The following is a 15,203-nucleotide window of genomic DNA, read 5'->3' as shown; positions in this document are numbered from 1 at the left end:
ACATATAGCAAAGGCTGCCTCACAAGCAGCCTTTTTTCGTTATACTTTGCCTGGTTGCCGCAGAAGTAGCAAACTATACTTTGCCGGCACCCCATGTTTTGATATTTTTACGGAGTTACAAGCACATAGACTATGGCCATAGAGAAAGATCCTGCTACCGAGATCCAGGAGCTCACCCACCGCATAAATTACCTGAACTACCAATATTACCAGAACAGCATTTCCGAAGTTTCTGATTACGACTTTGATATGATGCTCCAGCGCCTGCACAACCTGGAGGAGCAGCACCCGGAACTTCGGCAGCCAAACTCGCCAACGCAGCGGGTGGGCGGCACCATTACCAAAAGCTTCAAAACCGTTTTCCACCGTTACCCGATGCTTTCGCTGAGCAATACCTACTCTGCCGAGGAGCTGCGCGAGTTTGATAACCGCGTGCGCAAAGTCGTGGGCGATGAGGTGGAGTATGTGTGCGAACAGAAGTTTGATGGAGTAGCCATCAGCCTCACTTACGAAAACGGCCAGTTGGTGCAGGGAGCCACCCGCGGCGACGGCACACGCGGCGACGACATCACGCCTAACGTACGCACCATCCGCGACATCCCCTTGCAGGTACACGGCGAAAATTATCCTGGACTGTTCGAGGTAAGAGGCGAGGTGTTTATGCCGCTTTCGGTATTTGAGCAACTCAACGCTGACCGCGAAGAAAGTGGCGAGCAGCTGCTGGCTAACCCTAGAAATGCAGCCTCTGGCACTTTAAAACAGCAGGACTCCTCGATTGTGGCCAGCCGCCGGCTGGGCTGTTTCTCCTATGGCTTCGCGGCCTCTCCCAGCCCCTTTGACACGCACTCTGAAAGCCTGCAGGCTATCCAGAAATGGGGGTTCAAGGTATCGGATACCTGGCGCAAGTGCAGCAACGTGGAAGAAGTACTGGCCTACATACACGAGTGGGAAGCCAAGCGCCACGAGCTGCCGGTAGCTACCGACGGTGTGGTGGTGAAAGTGAACAGCTACGCGCAGCAGGATGAACTGGGCTTTACGGCCAAGAGCCCGCGCTGGGCTATTGCCTATAAATACCCGGCCATGAGCGCTGCTACGCAGCTGCTGGGCATTCAGTACCAGGTAGGCCGCACGGGAGCCGTTACGCCGGTGGCGCTGCTGCAGCCGGTGCTGCTGGCTGGTACGGTGGTAAAACGCGCCTCGGTGCACAACGCCAACGAAATTCAGCGCCTCGACCTCCGCCTGGGCGATACCGTGTTTGTAGAAAAAGGCGGCGAGATCATCCCGAAAATTACCGGGGTGGATTTCCGCAAACGCCCTGCCGACAGCCAGCCCATCTTCTACCCTACTCATTGCCCGGCCTGCGGTACGGAACTGGTACGCTCCGAAGGCGAAGCAAACTTCTACTGCCCGAACGAGAAAGGCTGTACTCCGCAGATACAAGCCAAACTGGAGCACTTTATCAGCCGCAAGGCCATGAACATCGATGAGTTGGGCCCTAAAACCATTGACCAGCTGTACAGAGCTAACCTGGTACGCAACGCCGCCGACCTTTACGACCTGAAGCTGGAGCAGCTGGCAGGTCTGGAGCGCATGGGCGAAAAATCGGCCGGCAACATTTTAAAGAGCCTTGAAAGATCAAAAGAAGTACCTTTTGACCGGGTATTGTTTGCCCTGGGCATTCGCTTTGTAGGTAGCACGGTGGCTAAAAAACTGGCCGAGCACTTCCCGGACGTGGAAGCCCTGCGTGGTGCACTGTACGAAGAGCTGGTAGCGGTAAATGAGATCGGCGACCGCATTGCCCATTCTATACTTGAGTATTTCCGCGACCCGGAGCATCTAGAACTGGTAGAACGCCTGAAAGCTGCAGGTCTTCAGTTCAGGACCGAACGCGTTGAAACGGTACTGGAGAGCGATAAGCTGGATGGGAAGACGTTCGTGATTTCGGGTGTGTTTAACAGCATGAGTCGTGAGGAACTGCAGCAACTCATCATCAGTCATGGTGGCAAAGTAGTAAGCTCCATCTCAGGCAAGCTCTCCTATTTAGTGGCTGGCGACAAGATGGGTCCATCCAAGCTGGAAAAAGCCACGAAGCTGGGCATTACCATACTTTCGGAAGATCAGTTTCTGGCGATGGTAAGGTAGAGAAGCTATCACTTAAAGTATAAACTAGAAGGGAATTCTGTTACTACAGAATTCCCTTTTGGCATAAAACAGGAGCGCCAGACTGCAAAGCAGCTGGCGCTACACCTGTTAACAAACAACAAACGTTTAAACTCAAAAAGATCTCTGGAGATATCCAGGGAACCAGGTATAGTAGCCCTCCTTGCAGCACTCCGGCGACGCCACCATCTGCCGTAATATCAACTACCCAAAACAACTTATGTTTGCCATTGCAGTGGCTTATACCTTGGTTGTACAACAAATAGAACCAAAAACTTAATCATCTGAAAATCAATAATACTAACCTGATCAAAGTCTATACAAACACCGGTAAAAAGCGCGGGAGCCATTTATCCGGTAAAAGCCATACTTGGTAGGCACAAAAACTGCTTTGGTATAGACTTCGCCTAAGGAGGCAGAAAAATGTGTTAAATACTTTATCTTTAATGTATAATAGAAGCTGCCCAAAGCTATACTTGCGCGCAGCTTCTAAGCTTATACTTGCAATCACCTCAACAGTTTATACTTGAGCTCGACCAATTTTACCTTACCAGAGGTACCCATGAAAAAGCGCTACCAGATTGCCCTCCATGTAATCGGATGGCTGATCTTTGGCGCCTGGATCTTTTATTTCCTGCAGGCTAACCGTGCGCTCTCGCTGGCTAAAGTATTCGACGTTGCCGTAGGCCTGGGTTTTCAGCTGCTGATCTTCTATTTTAACTGGTACGTACTGATCCCGAAGTACCTGGCCAAGAACCACATCCTGCTATACATTGCATCCGTACTGGCTACCCTCACGGCCATTGCGATCTTCCGCTCGCCGCTTGATTTTTACGTGTTCCGCGAGTTTAACCCCGGCATGAAGAGCCTGTACAACTCTGAGCGCCTGCTGCAGTATGTGCTGGGCGGATTGGTTACGGTCTTTATCAGTTCGGCCATAAAGGTCACGGGCAATTATATCCGCAACGAGCGGCGTAACAAGGAGCTGGAAAATCAGAAACTGTCGGCTGAGCTAAACTTTCTCAAATCGCAGGTAAATCCGCATTTTCTGTTTAACACCCTCAACAACATTTACTCGCTTGCCTACAAGCAGTCGCCCGAAACGCCGGACGCTATCATGAAGCTGTCGCTGCTGATGCGCTACATGCTGTATGAAAGCAACGACACCTTAGTGAGCCTGCAGAAAGAGGTTGACCACATCCAGAATTTTATTGACCTGCAGAAACTGCGCCTGCGTGAGCAAACGAGTATCCGGTTTAACGTGGAGGGAGAGCTTGCCGGAAAGCAGATCGCTCCGATGATGCTGATGACGCTGGTGGAAAACGCCTTCAAGCACGGGTTGGTCAGCAAGAACGAGGTAGGCATTATCCTGAACCTGGAGGTGCACGACAATTACCTGCTCTTTAGCACCATCAATAACACGAGTTCGCACAAGAAGCGTGAGTTTGGCGGCATCGGCTTGCAAAACCTGAAGCAACGCCTTAACTTGTTGTACCCCAACCGCCACGAACTTACGTTCGAGGAGAAAGAAGGTACTTTTTATGCTGCCCTGAAGTTATACTTCCAACCTGTTAACAAATAAAACTATGACCATCCGTTGCCTTGCCGTTGACGACGAACCCCTTGCCCTGGATATTATCGAAAGCTACATCAGCAAGCTGCCGTTTCTGCAACTGGTAAAAACCTGCTCCAGTGCCACCGAGGCCATGCAGGTATTGCAGGAAGAGCAAATAGATCTGATGTTTCTTGACATCGAAATGCCCGAGCTCACCGGCATCCAGTTCCTCAACATCCTCAAGCACCATCCGCTCATCATCTTCACCACTGCTTACCCTGATTATGCCCTGGAAGGCTTTAACCAGGATGCCGTGGATTACCTGCTCAAGCCTATCCCCTTCGACAGGTTTGTGAAAGCCGTGAACAAGGCCCAGGAACGATTGCAACACGGCAAAGCCCCAAAAGAGCAACCGACAGTCGCCGCTCCAGCCGAGCACGACTTTATGTTTGTAAAGGCAGATTATAAAACCATTCGCGTCGACTTCAAGGACATACTCTGGATCGAGGGCCTGAAGGACTACATCATCATCCAGACCAAAGACCAGAAAATCATCACACTGCTGTCGATGAACAAGATGATGGAGAAACTACCCGAGTCGAAGTTCCTCCGCGTGCACCGTTCCTTTATCGTCGCCCTGCAAAAGATCGACAGCATCGAGAAAAGCCGCATCCGCATCGGCAATAAAGAGATCCCGATCGGCGAAGTATACAAAGACCATTTCCTGAAATGGGTGGAAGAAAACAACATCCAGTAGAGGAGTTTAGGAGGTAGAGGGTTGAGGAGTTAGAAAGTTAGAAGGTTTAGGACCTCACAGTGTCTTTCAGACCTGTGAGTGTCTGAGTCAGCAAAGTAGACCTCGCAGCGTGCGCAGCTCCTGCGAGCGTCTGGTTGAATAATATTGATAACAATGAAGTTAAAACAATCTATCATTATTTTGTTTCTCTTGGCTGGTTGCCAGTCCTCAGTTGATAGCGCCTCCGATACTTCAATTAAAGAGCAGCAGCCAGATTATGCAGCGCTAAGAAGGGAACTGGAAGAAGTGTACGATATAGACCAAAGTATCCGCAACATTGACTGGGATACTATAAGCAGTCCTGAAGCCAGTATAGCTTACTCTAAGAAAATGATGGCTGTTGACTCAGTCAATCAGACAAGTGTTATACCTATTATTGAGCAGTATGGATGGCTGCCTAAAAGTAAAATTGGAGAAAAAGCTGCAAGTGCCATATTTTATGTGGTACAGCATTCTAACACAGAAACAATAGAAAAATACCTCCCCCAGATGGAAGCGCTGGCGAAGAAAGGAGAAGCAAGTGCTACTGATGCGGCAAAGATGCGTGACAGGCTACTGATGTTCCAAGGGAAGAAGCAGATTTACGGCACCCAGGCAGCGGGTTGGGTACGACCAGAAGGAGGGCAGGTTATCTGGCCTATTGAAGACGTAGAGAACGTGAACAAGCGCAGAAAAGAAGTGGGTTTCACGACAACAGTTGAAGAAAACGCTGAAAGGCTTAGCGCTGAATATGACCCGAATGAAAAGTTGCCAAATAAGAACAACAATACTAAACTATAGCTTCACGGTAGCTGTGCTAATGCAAAGCCCAAGCCGTTAAAACCTCCACAAACAAAGGCTTTATACTTTACTCTATTCAAACTACAGCAACTTATACTTCCCACACCGTACAAACAGATACCTGATACGATATTTGCAGATGACGTTGCTTAGTTCGAAATTCGCGCTTCATTTTTAGATTTAACATGATACAAGATACATTAAGAGGAACAGGCGTTGCCCTGGTAACTCCATTTACCCAGGACTTTGCAGTCGATTACGAAGGCCTGCGCAAGCTCCTGGATTTTAATATAGAGGGCGGTGTTAATTACCTGGTGGTAAACGGTACTACCGCCGAATCGGTGACTACCACCAAAGCCGAAAAAGCAGAGATACTGCAGTTCATCAAGCAGCACGTAAACGGACGTGTGCCGCTGGTGTACGGTATCGGTGGCAACAACACACAGGAGGTGCTGGAGACCATCAGCAACACCGATCTGGATGGCATCACGGCTATACTTTCGGTAAGCCCTTACTACAACAAGCCGTCGCAGCAGGGCATTTACCAGCACTACCTTCAAATTGCCAACGCCTGCCCGGTGCCCGTAATCCTGTACAACGTGCCCGGCCGAACCGGCAGCAACGTTTCTGCTGAGACTACCCTGAAGCTGGCAGCGCATCCGAACATTATCGGCATCAAGGAAGCGTCCGGCAACCTGGAGCAGTGCATGCACATTGCCAAGCACAAACCAGCCGATTTCCTGCTGATCAGCGGTGACGACCTGCTGACGCTGCCTATGATCACGTTTGGTGCTGTGGGTGTGATCTCGGTGCTGGCCAATGCCTTCCCCGAAAAGTTCAGCCGCATGGTGCAGCTTGGCCTGGACTATAACTTTAAAGAAGCGCAAAACCTGCTGTATGGTTTCGTAGACATCAACCCGCTGATGTACGAGGAAAGTAACCCGGTTGGCGTTAAGGCCGTGCTGGAGCGTTTCGGCGTATGCGCTGCCACTGTCAGACTTCCACTCGTAGAGGCCTCAGCCGGATTAAAAGACAAGATTTACAAGCTTCTCTAACCAGAAGTATAAAGTATAAAACAAAAGGCCGGAGCTGTTTCCGGCCTTTTGTTTTTCATCAGGTATAAATCCCTTCCGCAGCCCTTCGTCTTAAGGCTCATTATCTACTGCTCTGTCTTTGGCCAATAGCCTACTTCCCTTCAGTTTTTTAAGAGAATCTACGCTCCGTCTCCTAAGCATTAACATATAACTATATACCTGGAAAGCACGTTAAATGTGCAGTTTTATAGCAAGGAAGAATGACAAATAAATACGAAGGCCTTGAAATTCAAGAGGACATCAACCTGGCTTCCAAAACCTGGACGCTTCAGCGGATTGGCTGGGTTGTTATGCTTTTGATCGTGATCTCCGCAGTTCTGGGCTTTACCGGTGGTGGCGGAGTGGCTGGCATAAACAACATGAAAGTGGGTGGAGAGGCAGAAGGCATGCAACTCGAGTACGAGCGCTTCCTGAGGTGGGAAGCTCCTGCTGAGTTCAAGGTGACCTTGTTTGATGTGCAGGCCCCGGAACAACAACTGCGTTTCAGCAAAGACTTTTACGAGAAGTTGCAGGTAGAACAGGTGGTGCCGGAACCGAAAGAAGTACAGGTAGGAAAGGATTACATTACTTATACTTTTAACTCGGAAGGCGACGAAGCACGCATGATCTTTTACCTGAAACCGCAACAGCCCGGACAGTTGCAAGTAGCTGTAGACAATGGCAGGAAGAAAATTACCTTGTCGCAGTTTGTATACCCTTAACAAGTAGCATATGGAAACCGTTATTCGTGGCCTTATTGTATATGTATTCTTGATGCTCATCTTCCGGATAAGCGGCAAGCGCACTCTATACGAGGCAACTGTTTTTGACTTTGTACTGCTCCTAATCATTGCCGAAACGACACAGCAGGCGCTGTTAGGCGAAGACTTTTCGGTTACGAACGGTCTTGTGCTGATCGTAACGCTGCTTGGTACTGATATTGGCCTGTCTTTGCTCAAGCAACGATTTAAAAGGCTTGGACATATAATTGAGGGATTGCCGCTCGTGCTGATGGACAATGGAGAGTTGCTGCACGAACGTATGCGCAAAGCCCGTGTAGATGAGGATGATATTCTGGAATCGGCGCGGGAACTGCAGGGCTTGCAGCGCCTGGACCAGATCAAGTATGCGATCCTGGAAAAGGACGGTAAGATCACGATCATCCCGAAAGAGGAAACCTGATCTATACTTGAGCTACGTTCTGCAGCGGCTTATTTCTGGTTGTAACTCTGGCTTCTTCTGCTTTTCTCTGATTCTTCTGCTACAATTTTCAGGTTGGAAAGCCCCCGTTCAAAGTCAGGGCCTATCAAGCTTCCCCAGAACAAACCCGCATATTTTTTAACCGGATTATGGCCAAGCTTCGAATCAACTGCCCATGTAACAAGAGTGCCTTCCGGTGTTTCTTCAAAAGTATGGGTAGCAATGCCTCTGCCCTTGTGCACAAAATACATTTCAGTTACGATGCGCTTGTTCGGTTCTGTGTCGGCAATGGTCAGTTTGCCTGTGCCAAGAACACGGCGCCGGCTTTTCCAGCTATACTGTGCGCCGTTGCCTGCCGCAGGGCCCTGGTAATCGAGCCTAATTTCCGGATCTGCCTGCTTCCAGGGCGACCATTTTTCCCAGTTCTTTAAATTATTTACCTGCTCGTACGTGAGCCAGGCAGGCGCATTTATAACCATAGACCGCTCTACATGCACTTCCGTTGGCAAAAAGAGCGATATAACACCCAGAATTATAATTGCAGTTACAAAGAATGAGAGGAGCTTGTTTACCGGCTGCATATACAACTATATCTATATTTAAAGTTATATTCACAATAAATATAATCACATTTTTAGATTATAGCAAGCAGCAGCCACGAAAAAAGCCGTAACTCTAATCGAATTACGGCTTTTCTCAGATGGAAATTAATACTAATGTATAGGCCTTTATACGGAACAATCGGAAATAGTTATACGCCTACCCGGGTGTTTCCTTTCGTTTGGCTTTACCAGACATGCCCGGTAGTATCTTGTTGGCCGTAGTGATCATCTCCGAAATCGCGGAAATCATCGGTATTGCCGTAAGAAGCGTCGTGTCGGTAGCCAAAGTTTCCGCGGCTGTCAAAGTTACGGTACATATCCCCTTCCTCCGGGTTGTCGAAGTTAGGGTTATAGCCCAGGTTGTAATGATAATGCGACCGCTGGTGGCCGTATGGGCCTTCGTTCAACGGATACAAGTGCACCCTGTCGGTATCGTTTTCGGCGCCATGCGGCAGGCCATAGTCTTCGGAGCGCGGGATGCCATACACGTTGCTGCTCTCGTAGGTCGTGTTGTAATAATCTTCGCGGGTACCTCCACGGTCATCTCTCCTGCCCTGCGGCTGATAGTTTGGTTCCATACGGAAGCGTCGCTCCATCTGGTCGCCATCGTTCAGATAGCCGCGCTCGCCTTCGTACTCTCCTCTGTGCCGTTGGTGTACCTCCTGCTGCTCATGTCGCCAGTGACGTCTGCCGTAATCTCCTTCGTCGTTATACTTTCTGTTATCTCTGTTGCCTCTCATCATAGTGTTTATACTTTTGGCTGCAGCAGGCTGCCTGGTAGCAACCTGCTGCAGCGGTGTTCTCAGATCTATTTATAACTTATACTTTCGCTCAGCTTTTCTGCTTTACGAACGACGTGCCCTGTCGCGATCGGTGCGGTCGTGGCGCTGGTTGCTCTGGCCCTGCCACCTTTCCAGGTTGCTGTAGTAGGTGTCTTCTCCAAAATGCGGTTTGCCTTCTGTGTGGTTACGGCCTGCAAAACCGCCGCTGTAATCGTTGTCATACATGCGGTTGCCATACTCATAGCGGCGGTAAGACTCGTAATCGCCGGGGCTGGAATGGCCCATGTATTCATTTTGTCTGTCGCGCCCGTGTCGCACATCATGCCCGAAACGTTCGTCTGCCATACCGTAACGTTCATGCGAACGGCCTTTGCGACGCAGGTCATCGTAATCTTTATTGCTGTAATCGGCGTTTGCCTCGTAGTGGCGGTAAGAGTTGTGGCGATCCTGTGGCACATAGGTCACGCCGTACGGGTTGTCTTCGCTGCTGCGGCTGTTCCGGGTGTAGTCATCGCCGCTGTACTGCGCACCACCCACCTGGTAGCGGCCCTGCGGGTAAGTATAGCCTTGATCGGCATTGGTGTTAAAGGTACGCTGATCGCCGTAGTCTTTGTCGGCAGCGCCTCCGTAGCCGAGGTTAAAGTTTGAATCTATCGTATAATTTCCGCGATCAGAATTGTGACCATGTCGCTGCTCGTGCAGCCAGCGAGGTTCTTCATCACGGTTCCTGTTACGCTCATCGCGGTTGTTATTTCTGTCGTGTCTCATAGCTTAAAGTATTAACGTTTTATTACTTATACTTCCTTTTCTACGGTGGCAGCCCTACATTAGGTTAGCTTTACTAAATCATGGCAGCTAAACCTCAGACGCATTCACGCGTTAAAAAACAAGAACCAAAATTGAAAACAGACATGGAAGGAAACGATTGGTATAACAGAACCGGCTATACAGATTACCGCAATCATTACCGCGGCGATGACCGCCACCTGAACCAGAATGTGTTTGGAGCAAAGGATGAGGAGGATGCTTATCGGGGTGCTTACCGCTTCGATAATACCAGCGATCATCACAATGTATCGACCTATGACTGGAACGTTGGAGGCATGCACCGCACCAAAGACAGGAACCAAGCAGCTAATGTGCCTTACCAGCAAAACCGCCAGCACGATTACGAACGCGACTGGAGCGGCTACTATCCTAACGACCGCGACGAGGGAAGACAGGATACCGGCAGAACAGAACGCAATAGGGATAGGGATGAGCAATACAGACCTACCAGTGGCGGATACGGCACCCGTTCCGGCGAGAGTGTATGGGATAAATTCCATGATGAATATGGCCCGGACCGCTACAGGGGCCGTGACGAATACAGTGGCAACACAGCCGGCTCTTTAAGCTGGGGCTACGACGGAGGCGATGCTTCCAACCCAGATTATGACCGCCGCTTCGACCCATTTAGCGGACGCATTCGCCAGCGGTACAGCGATTACGACGAACCTCGCCGTAACAGATACAACGACAATCAGGACGATGACCGCTACTAAGAAGCGGTCATCGGAAGTGGCTTTACGCCGCATTTACATTTGTTTAACCATTAAATTATATACTATGAATCAGGACCAAAGAGATAAGGATAAACTAAAGAACGAAGACACCAACAAGACCGTGAATAAAGGAAACAAAGTACCTAACATTCATCCGGTGCAAGGTGAAGACGTAAACAACGATAAAATGATGCGAGGTGATGTTGGTGGTGCTCCGTCACAGAAAAGCGGCAGCAGAGGAAGCTCTGATGTGCAGGATGGCGGCCAGGACATGGGCAGCAGCGCCGGCAGTCATTAACATCAGGTAAAGTATAAAATAAAAAAAGCCAGGTGTTTTCACCTGGCTTTTTTTATTGCCTGCAGATAATTACAGGCATACTCCTACTAAAAGAGGCAGCTTGCAGGCTGCCTCTTTTTAAGTAAGTCAAAATATAATTTGTTATTTGCCGGTTGTAGTACCGCCTGTTGTGCCACCGGCTGTAGTACCTGAGGTTGTACCGCTGGTTGTTCCACTTGTAGTACCACTTGTAGTACCACTTGTTGTTCCGGTTGTTGTTCCGGAAGTTGTGCCACTGGTAGTACCTGCTGTAGTGCCGGAGGTGGTGCCACTGGTAGTACCCATGGTGGTCGTTCCGGCTGTAGTACCTGTCGTTGTAGTACCGGCTGTTGTACCTGTAGTGGTTGTTCCACTTGTTGTTCCCATTGTAGTGGTACCAGTTGTATCCATCATGCCTGTGGTGTCTGTACCAGTAGTTGTATCCATGCCGGAAGTTGTTACTCCCGTTGCTTCGTCTTCAGTTTCTGTTCCCTGTGTCTCTGTTTGTTCTTTACCGCCACAGGCTGTCAGGAGCAGCGATGAGCCTAAAAAAGCTGTTGCCAGCATACTTATCCAATTCTTTTTCATAGCTTTCAATTTAAATTAATACAACATACCTTTTACGGTAATTTTATATAAACACTCAAACTACCAACCCCGAATAAATACTTATTTTCACAATACAAATACTTAACAATCACCCTTTAACAATCATAAATACAAGTATAAATCATATTACAACCCCACCAAACAAGCCACATTCAGCTATTATAATACAAATCAACTTCTGCAGGCAATACGATAACTCTTTGCTAGTTCCCTTCAAATGCAGCTATAATTCTGGTGATACCTGAAGCAGAAATATCATGTTTAAAGCCTCCGTTAACAATATTGGGGTTCATTCTGCACATCCCGAAAGTTTCGCGTATCTTCGATCAGTTCACCTGTGAGGGCGGCATGATACCTTTAGAAGTATCGCCAACGCAAAAAAATTGGATGAACAGATCAGCACATGCAACAGGACAGGCACTTGGTTATTATTGGCAATGGCATTGCAGGCATAACGCTGGCGCAGCACGTGCGCCGGCACAGCAGCATGCGCATCACGATCATATCCGCTGAGTCTGCAGTGCATTTCTCGCGCACGGCGCTGATGTATGTTTACATGGGCCACATGCGCCTGCAGGATATCACACCCTACGAAGACTGGTACTGGCGCGAGCACAACCTGGAACTGGTGCACGATTATGTAGAGCAGATTGATTTCGGGCAAAAGCTGCTGCACCTGAGGCAAGGCCAGCCGCTGAAGTATGACACCCTGGTACTGGCTACGGGCTCTGTGCCCGCTTTCTTTAACTGGCCCGGCCAGCAGCTCAAAGGTGTTCAGGGCCTCAACTCGCTGCAGGACCTGGAGCTAATGCAACAGCAGACGCAAGGTATAAACAGAGCTGTTGTAGTTGGCGGCGGTCTGATCGGGATAGAGATGGCGGAGATGTTGCAGAGCCGCGGCATTGCCGTCACCATGCTGGTGCGCGAAAAACTAAACTGGCAAAACATACTTCCCTGGGAGGAGGCGCTGCTGGTTTCCCGCCACCTTCAGGCGCATGGCATAGAGCTGTTACTAGAAGATGAACTGGAGGAAATACTGCAGGACGAGCAGGGAAACGCACGGGCTGTCCGGACCATCAAAGGCAAAGAGATTGCTTGCCAGTTTGTAGGCATTGCCACCGGTGTACTACCCAATGTGGCTTTTCTACAAAACTCGGTGTTGGAACTGGACAGAGGCATATTGGTGAACGAGTATTTCGAAACGAGTATAGCAGATGTATACGCCATTGGCGACTGTGCGCAATTCCGCAACCCGACGCCTCCTGCCCCGGCTGTAGAACAACTCTGGTATACCGGCCGGCAGCACGGCGAAACGCTAGCTTCCACGCTACTCGGCACACGTACTGCCTACGACCGCGGCCCCTGGTTCAACTCCGCTAAGTTCATGGACATTGAGTACCAGACCTATGGCTACGTACCCAACCAACTGCCACCCGAGCTCGACTCGCTGTACTGGCAGCACAAGTCGGGCAGAAAAGCGATCCGGCTGGTGTACGAACGCAACACGCAGAAATTAACCGGACTTAACCTGCTGGGCGTACGTTACCGGCACGACCTGTGCCACCACTGGCTACGGCAAGGCTATACGTTAAAAGAAGCACTGGCAGAATTGCCGGCTGCCAACTTTGATCCGGAGTTCTTCAGAAAGTTTGAGCACGAAATTATGGCACAGTACCAGCAGCGCTTTCCTGATCAGCCGCTTCCCGAAAAGCAACAGCAGAACAATTGGTGGAACCTGCGCAGCAAATTTAAACTGGCAACAGGCAGCAAAAAGCATTAACCCCAAGTATGAACAAAACGATAGCTCTCCCCTACCCCGAACAAGCAGCTGATAGCAGCCTGGGCAAAACAGCCGGTTTAACATTGATCGGCTTTGGTCTGCTAGGCCTACTCGTCGCTGCTTTCGGATCCGGTGTAATTGATCCGGTGCTTACCGGATTGGGCGGCATCACAGCACTTACGATCGGAGGCTTGATCTATATCTGGCAGCGGCGCACGGAGCTCTCTGAAGCCCACCAGAACAACGGCGCCTGGACGGAGAGTGCTACATCGCGCGGAGCTATTGCCTGGGTTGTCGGCATTGTGCTGACCGGCTTTTACATTTTGCTCTACTGGTTTCCGGACTCGTTGCAGGGGCTAACTCGCGCTATGGAGCCACTCAGCCAATGGCTGCGCAACAGGCCTGCGGACCAGTGGTTCCTGTATGGCACATTTTATACGTTGGCTGTGCTGGTGATGGGCGTACATGCATTGCTGAAGTACAGGAACAACCGCTACCACATCATCCGCACACTTTCAGTCATGTTCTTTCAACTTGGCTTTGCATTTCTGCTCCCAGCCCTGCTGCTTTACCTGAATCAGCCGGAGTTTTACTTCAGCTACTTCTGGCCCCTAAAGTATGATTACCTTTTCCCAGGCACGGTTAGCTACCTGGTTCAGAACGGCCAGGCATTGGGCGTGTTCATGATTTTCTGGGGTGCTGTACTTTCTTTTCTGGCCACGCCTGTACTTACTTATTTTTATGGCAAGCGCTGGTATTGTTCGTGGGTATGCGGTTGCGGTGGCCTGGCAGAGACTGCCGGTGACCCTTACCGCCATCTATCCGACAAGCGCCGGGTGGCCTGGCGCTGGGAAGTAGCCATCATTTACCCTATACTTGGCTTTATTATCATCACTACCTTGCTGCTCTGGATCAATTCATGGAGCGAAGGCAGGCTTCTGGGCGAACTCTCCGGTGGATTTTCGAGTACCTACGGTTTCTTTATCGGTGCGATTTTTTCAGGCGTTATTGGTGTTGGCTTTTACCCGATCATGGGTAACCGGGTGTGGTGCCGCTTCGGCTGCCCGATGGCGGCCTACCTGGGGCTGCTGCAAAAGCACTTCTCCAGGTTCCGGATCACCACCAACGGCGGGCAGTGCATCTCCTGCGGCAACTGCTCTACTTATTGCGAAATGGGAATTGATGTACGCGGGTATGCGCAACAGGGACAGCCTATAATCCGCGCCTCTTGTGTTGGTTGTGGCATTTGTGCACATGTATGCCCAAGAGGCGTGCTGAAGCTGGAGAACGGCCCGCGTGAAGGGCGCTATGCAGCCTCGCCGCTGATTAAACGCGAAGATTTAAACCTGCTGAGCTAAACTTTGAAAGTTATGCTTAGTTTATACTTTAGAACAAACAAAAAAGCGCGCAACTATACCCATTGGTAGTTGCGCGCTTTTTTTACAGTAAACCTTGCCCGAAACCGGGCGATCTGCTACTGAAGTTCTTCCTGCTCCATATATTCCCACATAGCGTCCTCGTTCAGGCCGCTTTTAGCTGCATAGACCAACATGGTTGTGTACACGCCGATCAACAGAAAGCTTAGGGGAATAGAGAAAACAAAAGAAACGATTAGGGTTTTCACCGGATCTGGCTTTGACTTCATCTTGGTAGAGGCATACCAAAAGAACAGGATGTTGAAAATACCAGATAGGGCTACGAAGTTGATAATATCTAACATTGGCTAAAAGTTAAATCTTTTTGATGCTTAGTAACTGGTAGGCTATTCAGGCTGAGTGCGTATGCTGCGTCTTTTCTGAAATTGCTTTCCTTTAAAAACCCAATTAAAACTTATGTTTAAACAGATAATTCTGATAAGTGATAGTGCAATTTAGAATGTATATATTATAAAAGCAAGAGCACCATCTAAAAAAATTAACAAAAATTTAACAATTAAGCTGCAAGCAGCATGCTTGTTATTATTTTATCATTGTTGTTATGTCAAATAGTTTTGGGAGGAAATAAGT

The 15,203-nt window shown here is 49.4% G+C and carries 16 protein-coding genes; 11 read left to right on the top strand and 5 right to left on the bottom strand.

Annotated features, from left to right (window positions below; all coding sequences use genetic code 11):
* Positions 1-132: 132 nt before the first annotated feature.
* The 7 genes from ligA to MJ611_RS09060 all read left to right on the top strand — a co-directional run bounded on the left by ligA (position 133) and on the right by MJ611_RS09060 (position 7,546).
* On the top strand, positions 133-2,142 hold the full coding sequence (gene ligA / locus MJ611_RS09090; RefSeq protein WP_250429368.1) for an NAD-dependent DNA ligase LigA: 2,010 nt from the start codon (positions 133-135) through the stop codon (positions 2,140-2,142).
* Between the two features lie 580 nt (positions 2,143-2,722).
* Positions 2,723-3,742, top strand: coding sequence for a sensor histidine kinase (locus tag MJ611_RS09085; RefSeq protein ID WP_250429367.1), 1,020 nt, complete (start codon positions 2,723-2,725; stop codon positions 3,740-3,742).
* 4 nt (positions 3,743-3,746) lie between these two features.
* On the top strand, positions 3,747-4,472 hold the full coding sequence (locus MJ611_RS09080; protein ID WP_250429365.1) for a LytR/AlgR family response regulator transcription factor: 726 nt from the start codon (positions 3,747-3,749) through the stop codon (positions 4,470-4,472).
* Between the two features lie 153 nt (positions 4,473-4,625).
* The gene (locus MJ611_RS09075) at positions 4,626-5,291 is read left to right on the top strand and encodes a DUF6624 domain-containing protein (protein WP_250429363.1); all 666 of its coding nucleotides are present in this window, start codon (positions 4,626-4,628) and stop codon (positions 5,289-5,291) included.
* A 185-nt stretch (positions 5,292-5,476) separates the two neighbouring features.
* On the top strand, positions 5,477-6,346 hold the full coding sequence (gene dapA / locus MJ611_RS09070) for a 4-hydroxy-tetrahydrodipicolinate synthase (protein ID WP_250429361.1): 870 nt from the start codon (positions 5,477-5,479) through the stop codon (positions 6,344-6,346).
* Between the two features lie 239 nt (positions 6,347-6,585).
* Positions 6,586-7,086 carry a hypothetical protein gene (locus MJ611_RS09065; RefSeq protein ID WP_250429359.1) on the top strand — a complete coding sequence of 167 codons (501 nt, stop codon included), beginning with the start codon at positions 6,586-6,588 and terminating at the stop codon, positions 7,084-7,086.
* Positions 7,087-7,096: 10 nt separating this feature from the next.
* Positions 7,097-7,546 carry a DUF421 domain-containing protein gene (locus MJ611_RS09060; RefSeq protein ID WP_250429358.1) on the top strand — a complete coding sequence of 150 codons (450 nt, stop codon included), beginning with the start codon at positions 7,097-7,099 and terminating at the stop codon, positions 7,544-7,546.
* 29 nt (positions 7,547-7,575) lie between these two features.
* Here the strand turns inward: MJ611_RS09060 and MJ611_RS09055 are convergent, their stop codons facing one another.
* The 3 genes from MJ611_RS09055 to MJ611_RS09045 all read right to left on the bottom strand — a co-directional run bounded on the left by MJ611_RS09055 (position 7,576) and on the right by MJ611_RS09045 (position 9,716).
* The gene (locus MJ611_RS09055) at positions 7,576-8,145 is read right to left on the bottom strand and encodes an SRPBCC family protein (RefSeq protein ID WP_250429356.1); all 570 of its coding nucleotides are present in this window, start codon (positions 8,143-8,145) and stop codon (positions 7,576-7,578) included.
* A gap of 206 nt (positions 8,146-8,351) precedes the next feature.
* A complete protein-coding gene (locus tag MJ611_RS09050; RefSeq protein WP_250429355.1) occupies positions 8,352-8,909 on the bottom strand; it encodes a hypothetical protein in 558 nt (185 codons plus the stop codon).
* Between the two features lie 102 nt (positions 8,910-9,011).
* Positions 9,012-9,716, bottom strand: a complete 705-nt coding sequence (locus MJ611_RS09045) for a hypothetical protein (RefSeq protein ID WP_250429353.1) — start codon at positions 9,714-9,716, stop codon at positions 9,012-9,014.
* Between the two features lie 80 nt (positions 9,717-9,796).
* Between MJ611_RS09045 and MJ611_RS09040 the strand changes: the two genes are divergently transcribed.
* Positions 9,797-10,492, top strand: a complete 696-nt coding sequence (locus tag MJ611_RS09040; protein WP_250429351.1) for a hypothetical protein — start codon at positions 9,797-9,799, stop codon at positions 10,490-10,492.
* A gap of 64 nt (positions 10,493-10,556) precedes the next feature.
* The gene (locus tag MJ611_RS09035) at positions 10,557-10,790 is read left to right on the top strand and encodes a hypothetical protein (protein WP_250429350.1); all 234 of its coding nucleotides are present in this window, start codon (positions 10,557-10,559) and stop codon (positions 10,788-10,790) included.
* Positions 10,791-10,931: 141 nt separating this feature from the next.
* On the opposite strand, the gene MJ611_RS09030 is transcribed toward MJ611_RS09035, so the two are convergent.
* Positions 10,932-11,396 (bottom strand): hypothetical protein, encoded by a 465-nt coding sequence (locus tag MJ611_RS09030; RefSeq protein WP_250429349.1) that lies wholly within the window; start codon positions 11,394-11,396, stop codon positions 10,932-10,934.
* A 424-nt stretch (positions 11,397-11,820) separates the two neighbouring features.
* Between MJ611_RS09030 and MJ611_RS09025 the strand changes: the two genes are divergently transcribed.
* Both MJ611_RS09025 and MJ611_RS09020 read left to right on the top strand, forming a co-directional pair.
* Positions 11,821-13,197: an NAD(P)/FAD-dependent oxidoreductase gene (locus MJ611_RS09025; RefSeq protein ID WP_250429348.1), complete on the top strand. Its 1,377-nt coding sequence runs from the start codon at positions 11,821-11,823 to the stop codon at positions 13,195-13,197.
* An 8-nt stretch (positions 13,198-13,205) separates the two neighbouring features.
* A complete protein-coding gene (locus MJ611_RS09020; protein ID WP_250429347.1) occupies positions 13,206-14,555 on the top strand; it encodes a 4Fe-4S binding protein in 1,350 nt (449 codons plus the stop codon).
* A gap of 116 nt (positions 14,556-14,671) precedes the next feature.
* Here MJ611_RS09020 and MJ611_RS09015 read toward each other — a convergent pair whose 3' ends face one another.
* Positions 14,672-14,917, bottom strand: a complete 246-nt coding sequence (locus MJ611_RS09015; protein WP_250429346.1) for a hypothetical protein — start codon at positions 14,915-14,917, stop codon at positions 14,672-14,674.
* Positions 14,918-15,203 lie beyond the last annotated feature (286 nt).

Source organism: Pontibacter ruber (assembly GCF_023630205.1).
Classification (GTDB): Bacteria; Bacteroidota; Bacteroidia; order Cytophagales; family Hymenobacteraceae; genus Pontibacter; species Pontibacter ruber.
The sequence above is the reverse complement of the archived record's forward strand: the minus strand, read 5'-3'. Positions and strand labels throughout refer to the sequence as shown.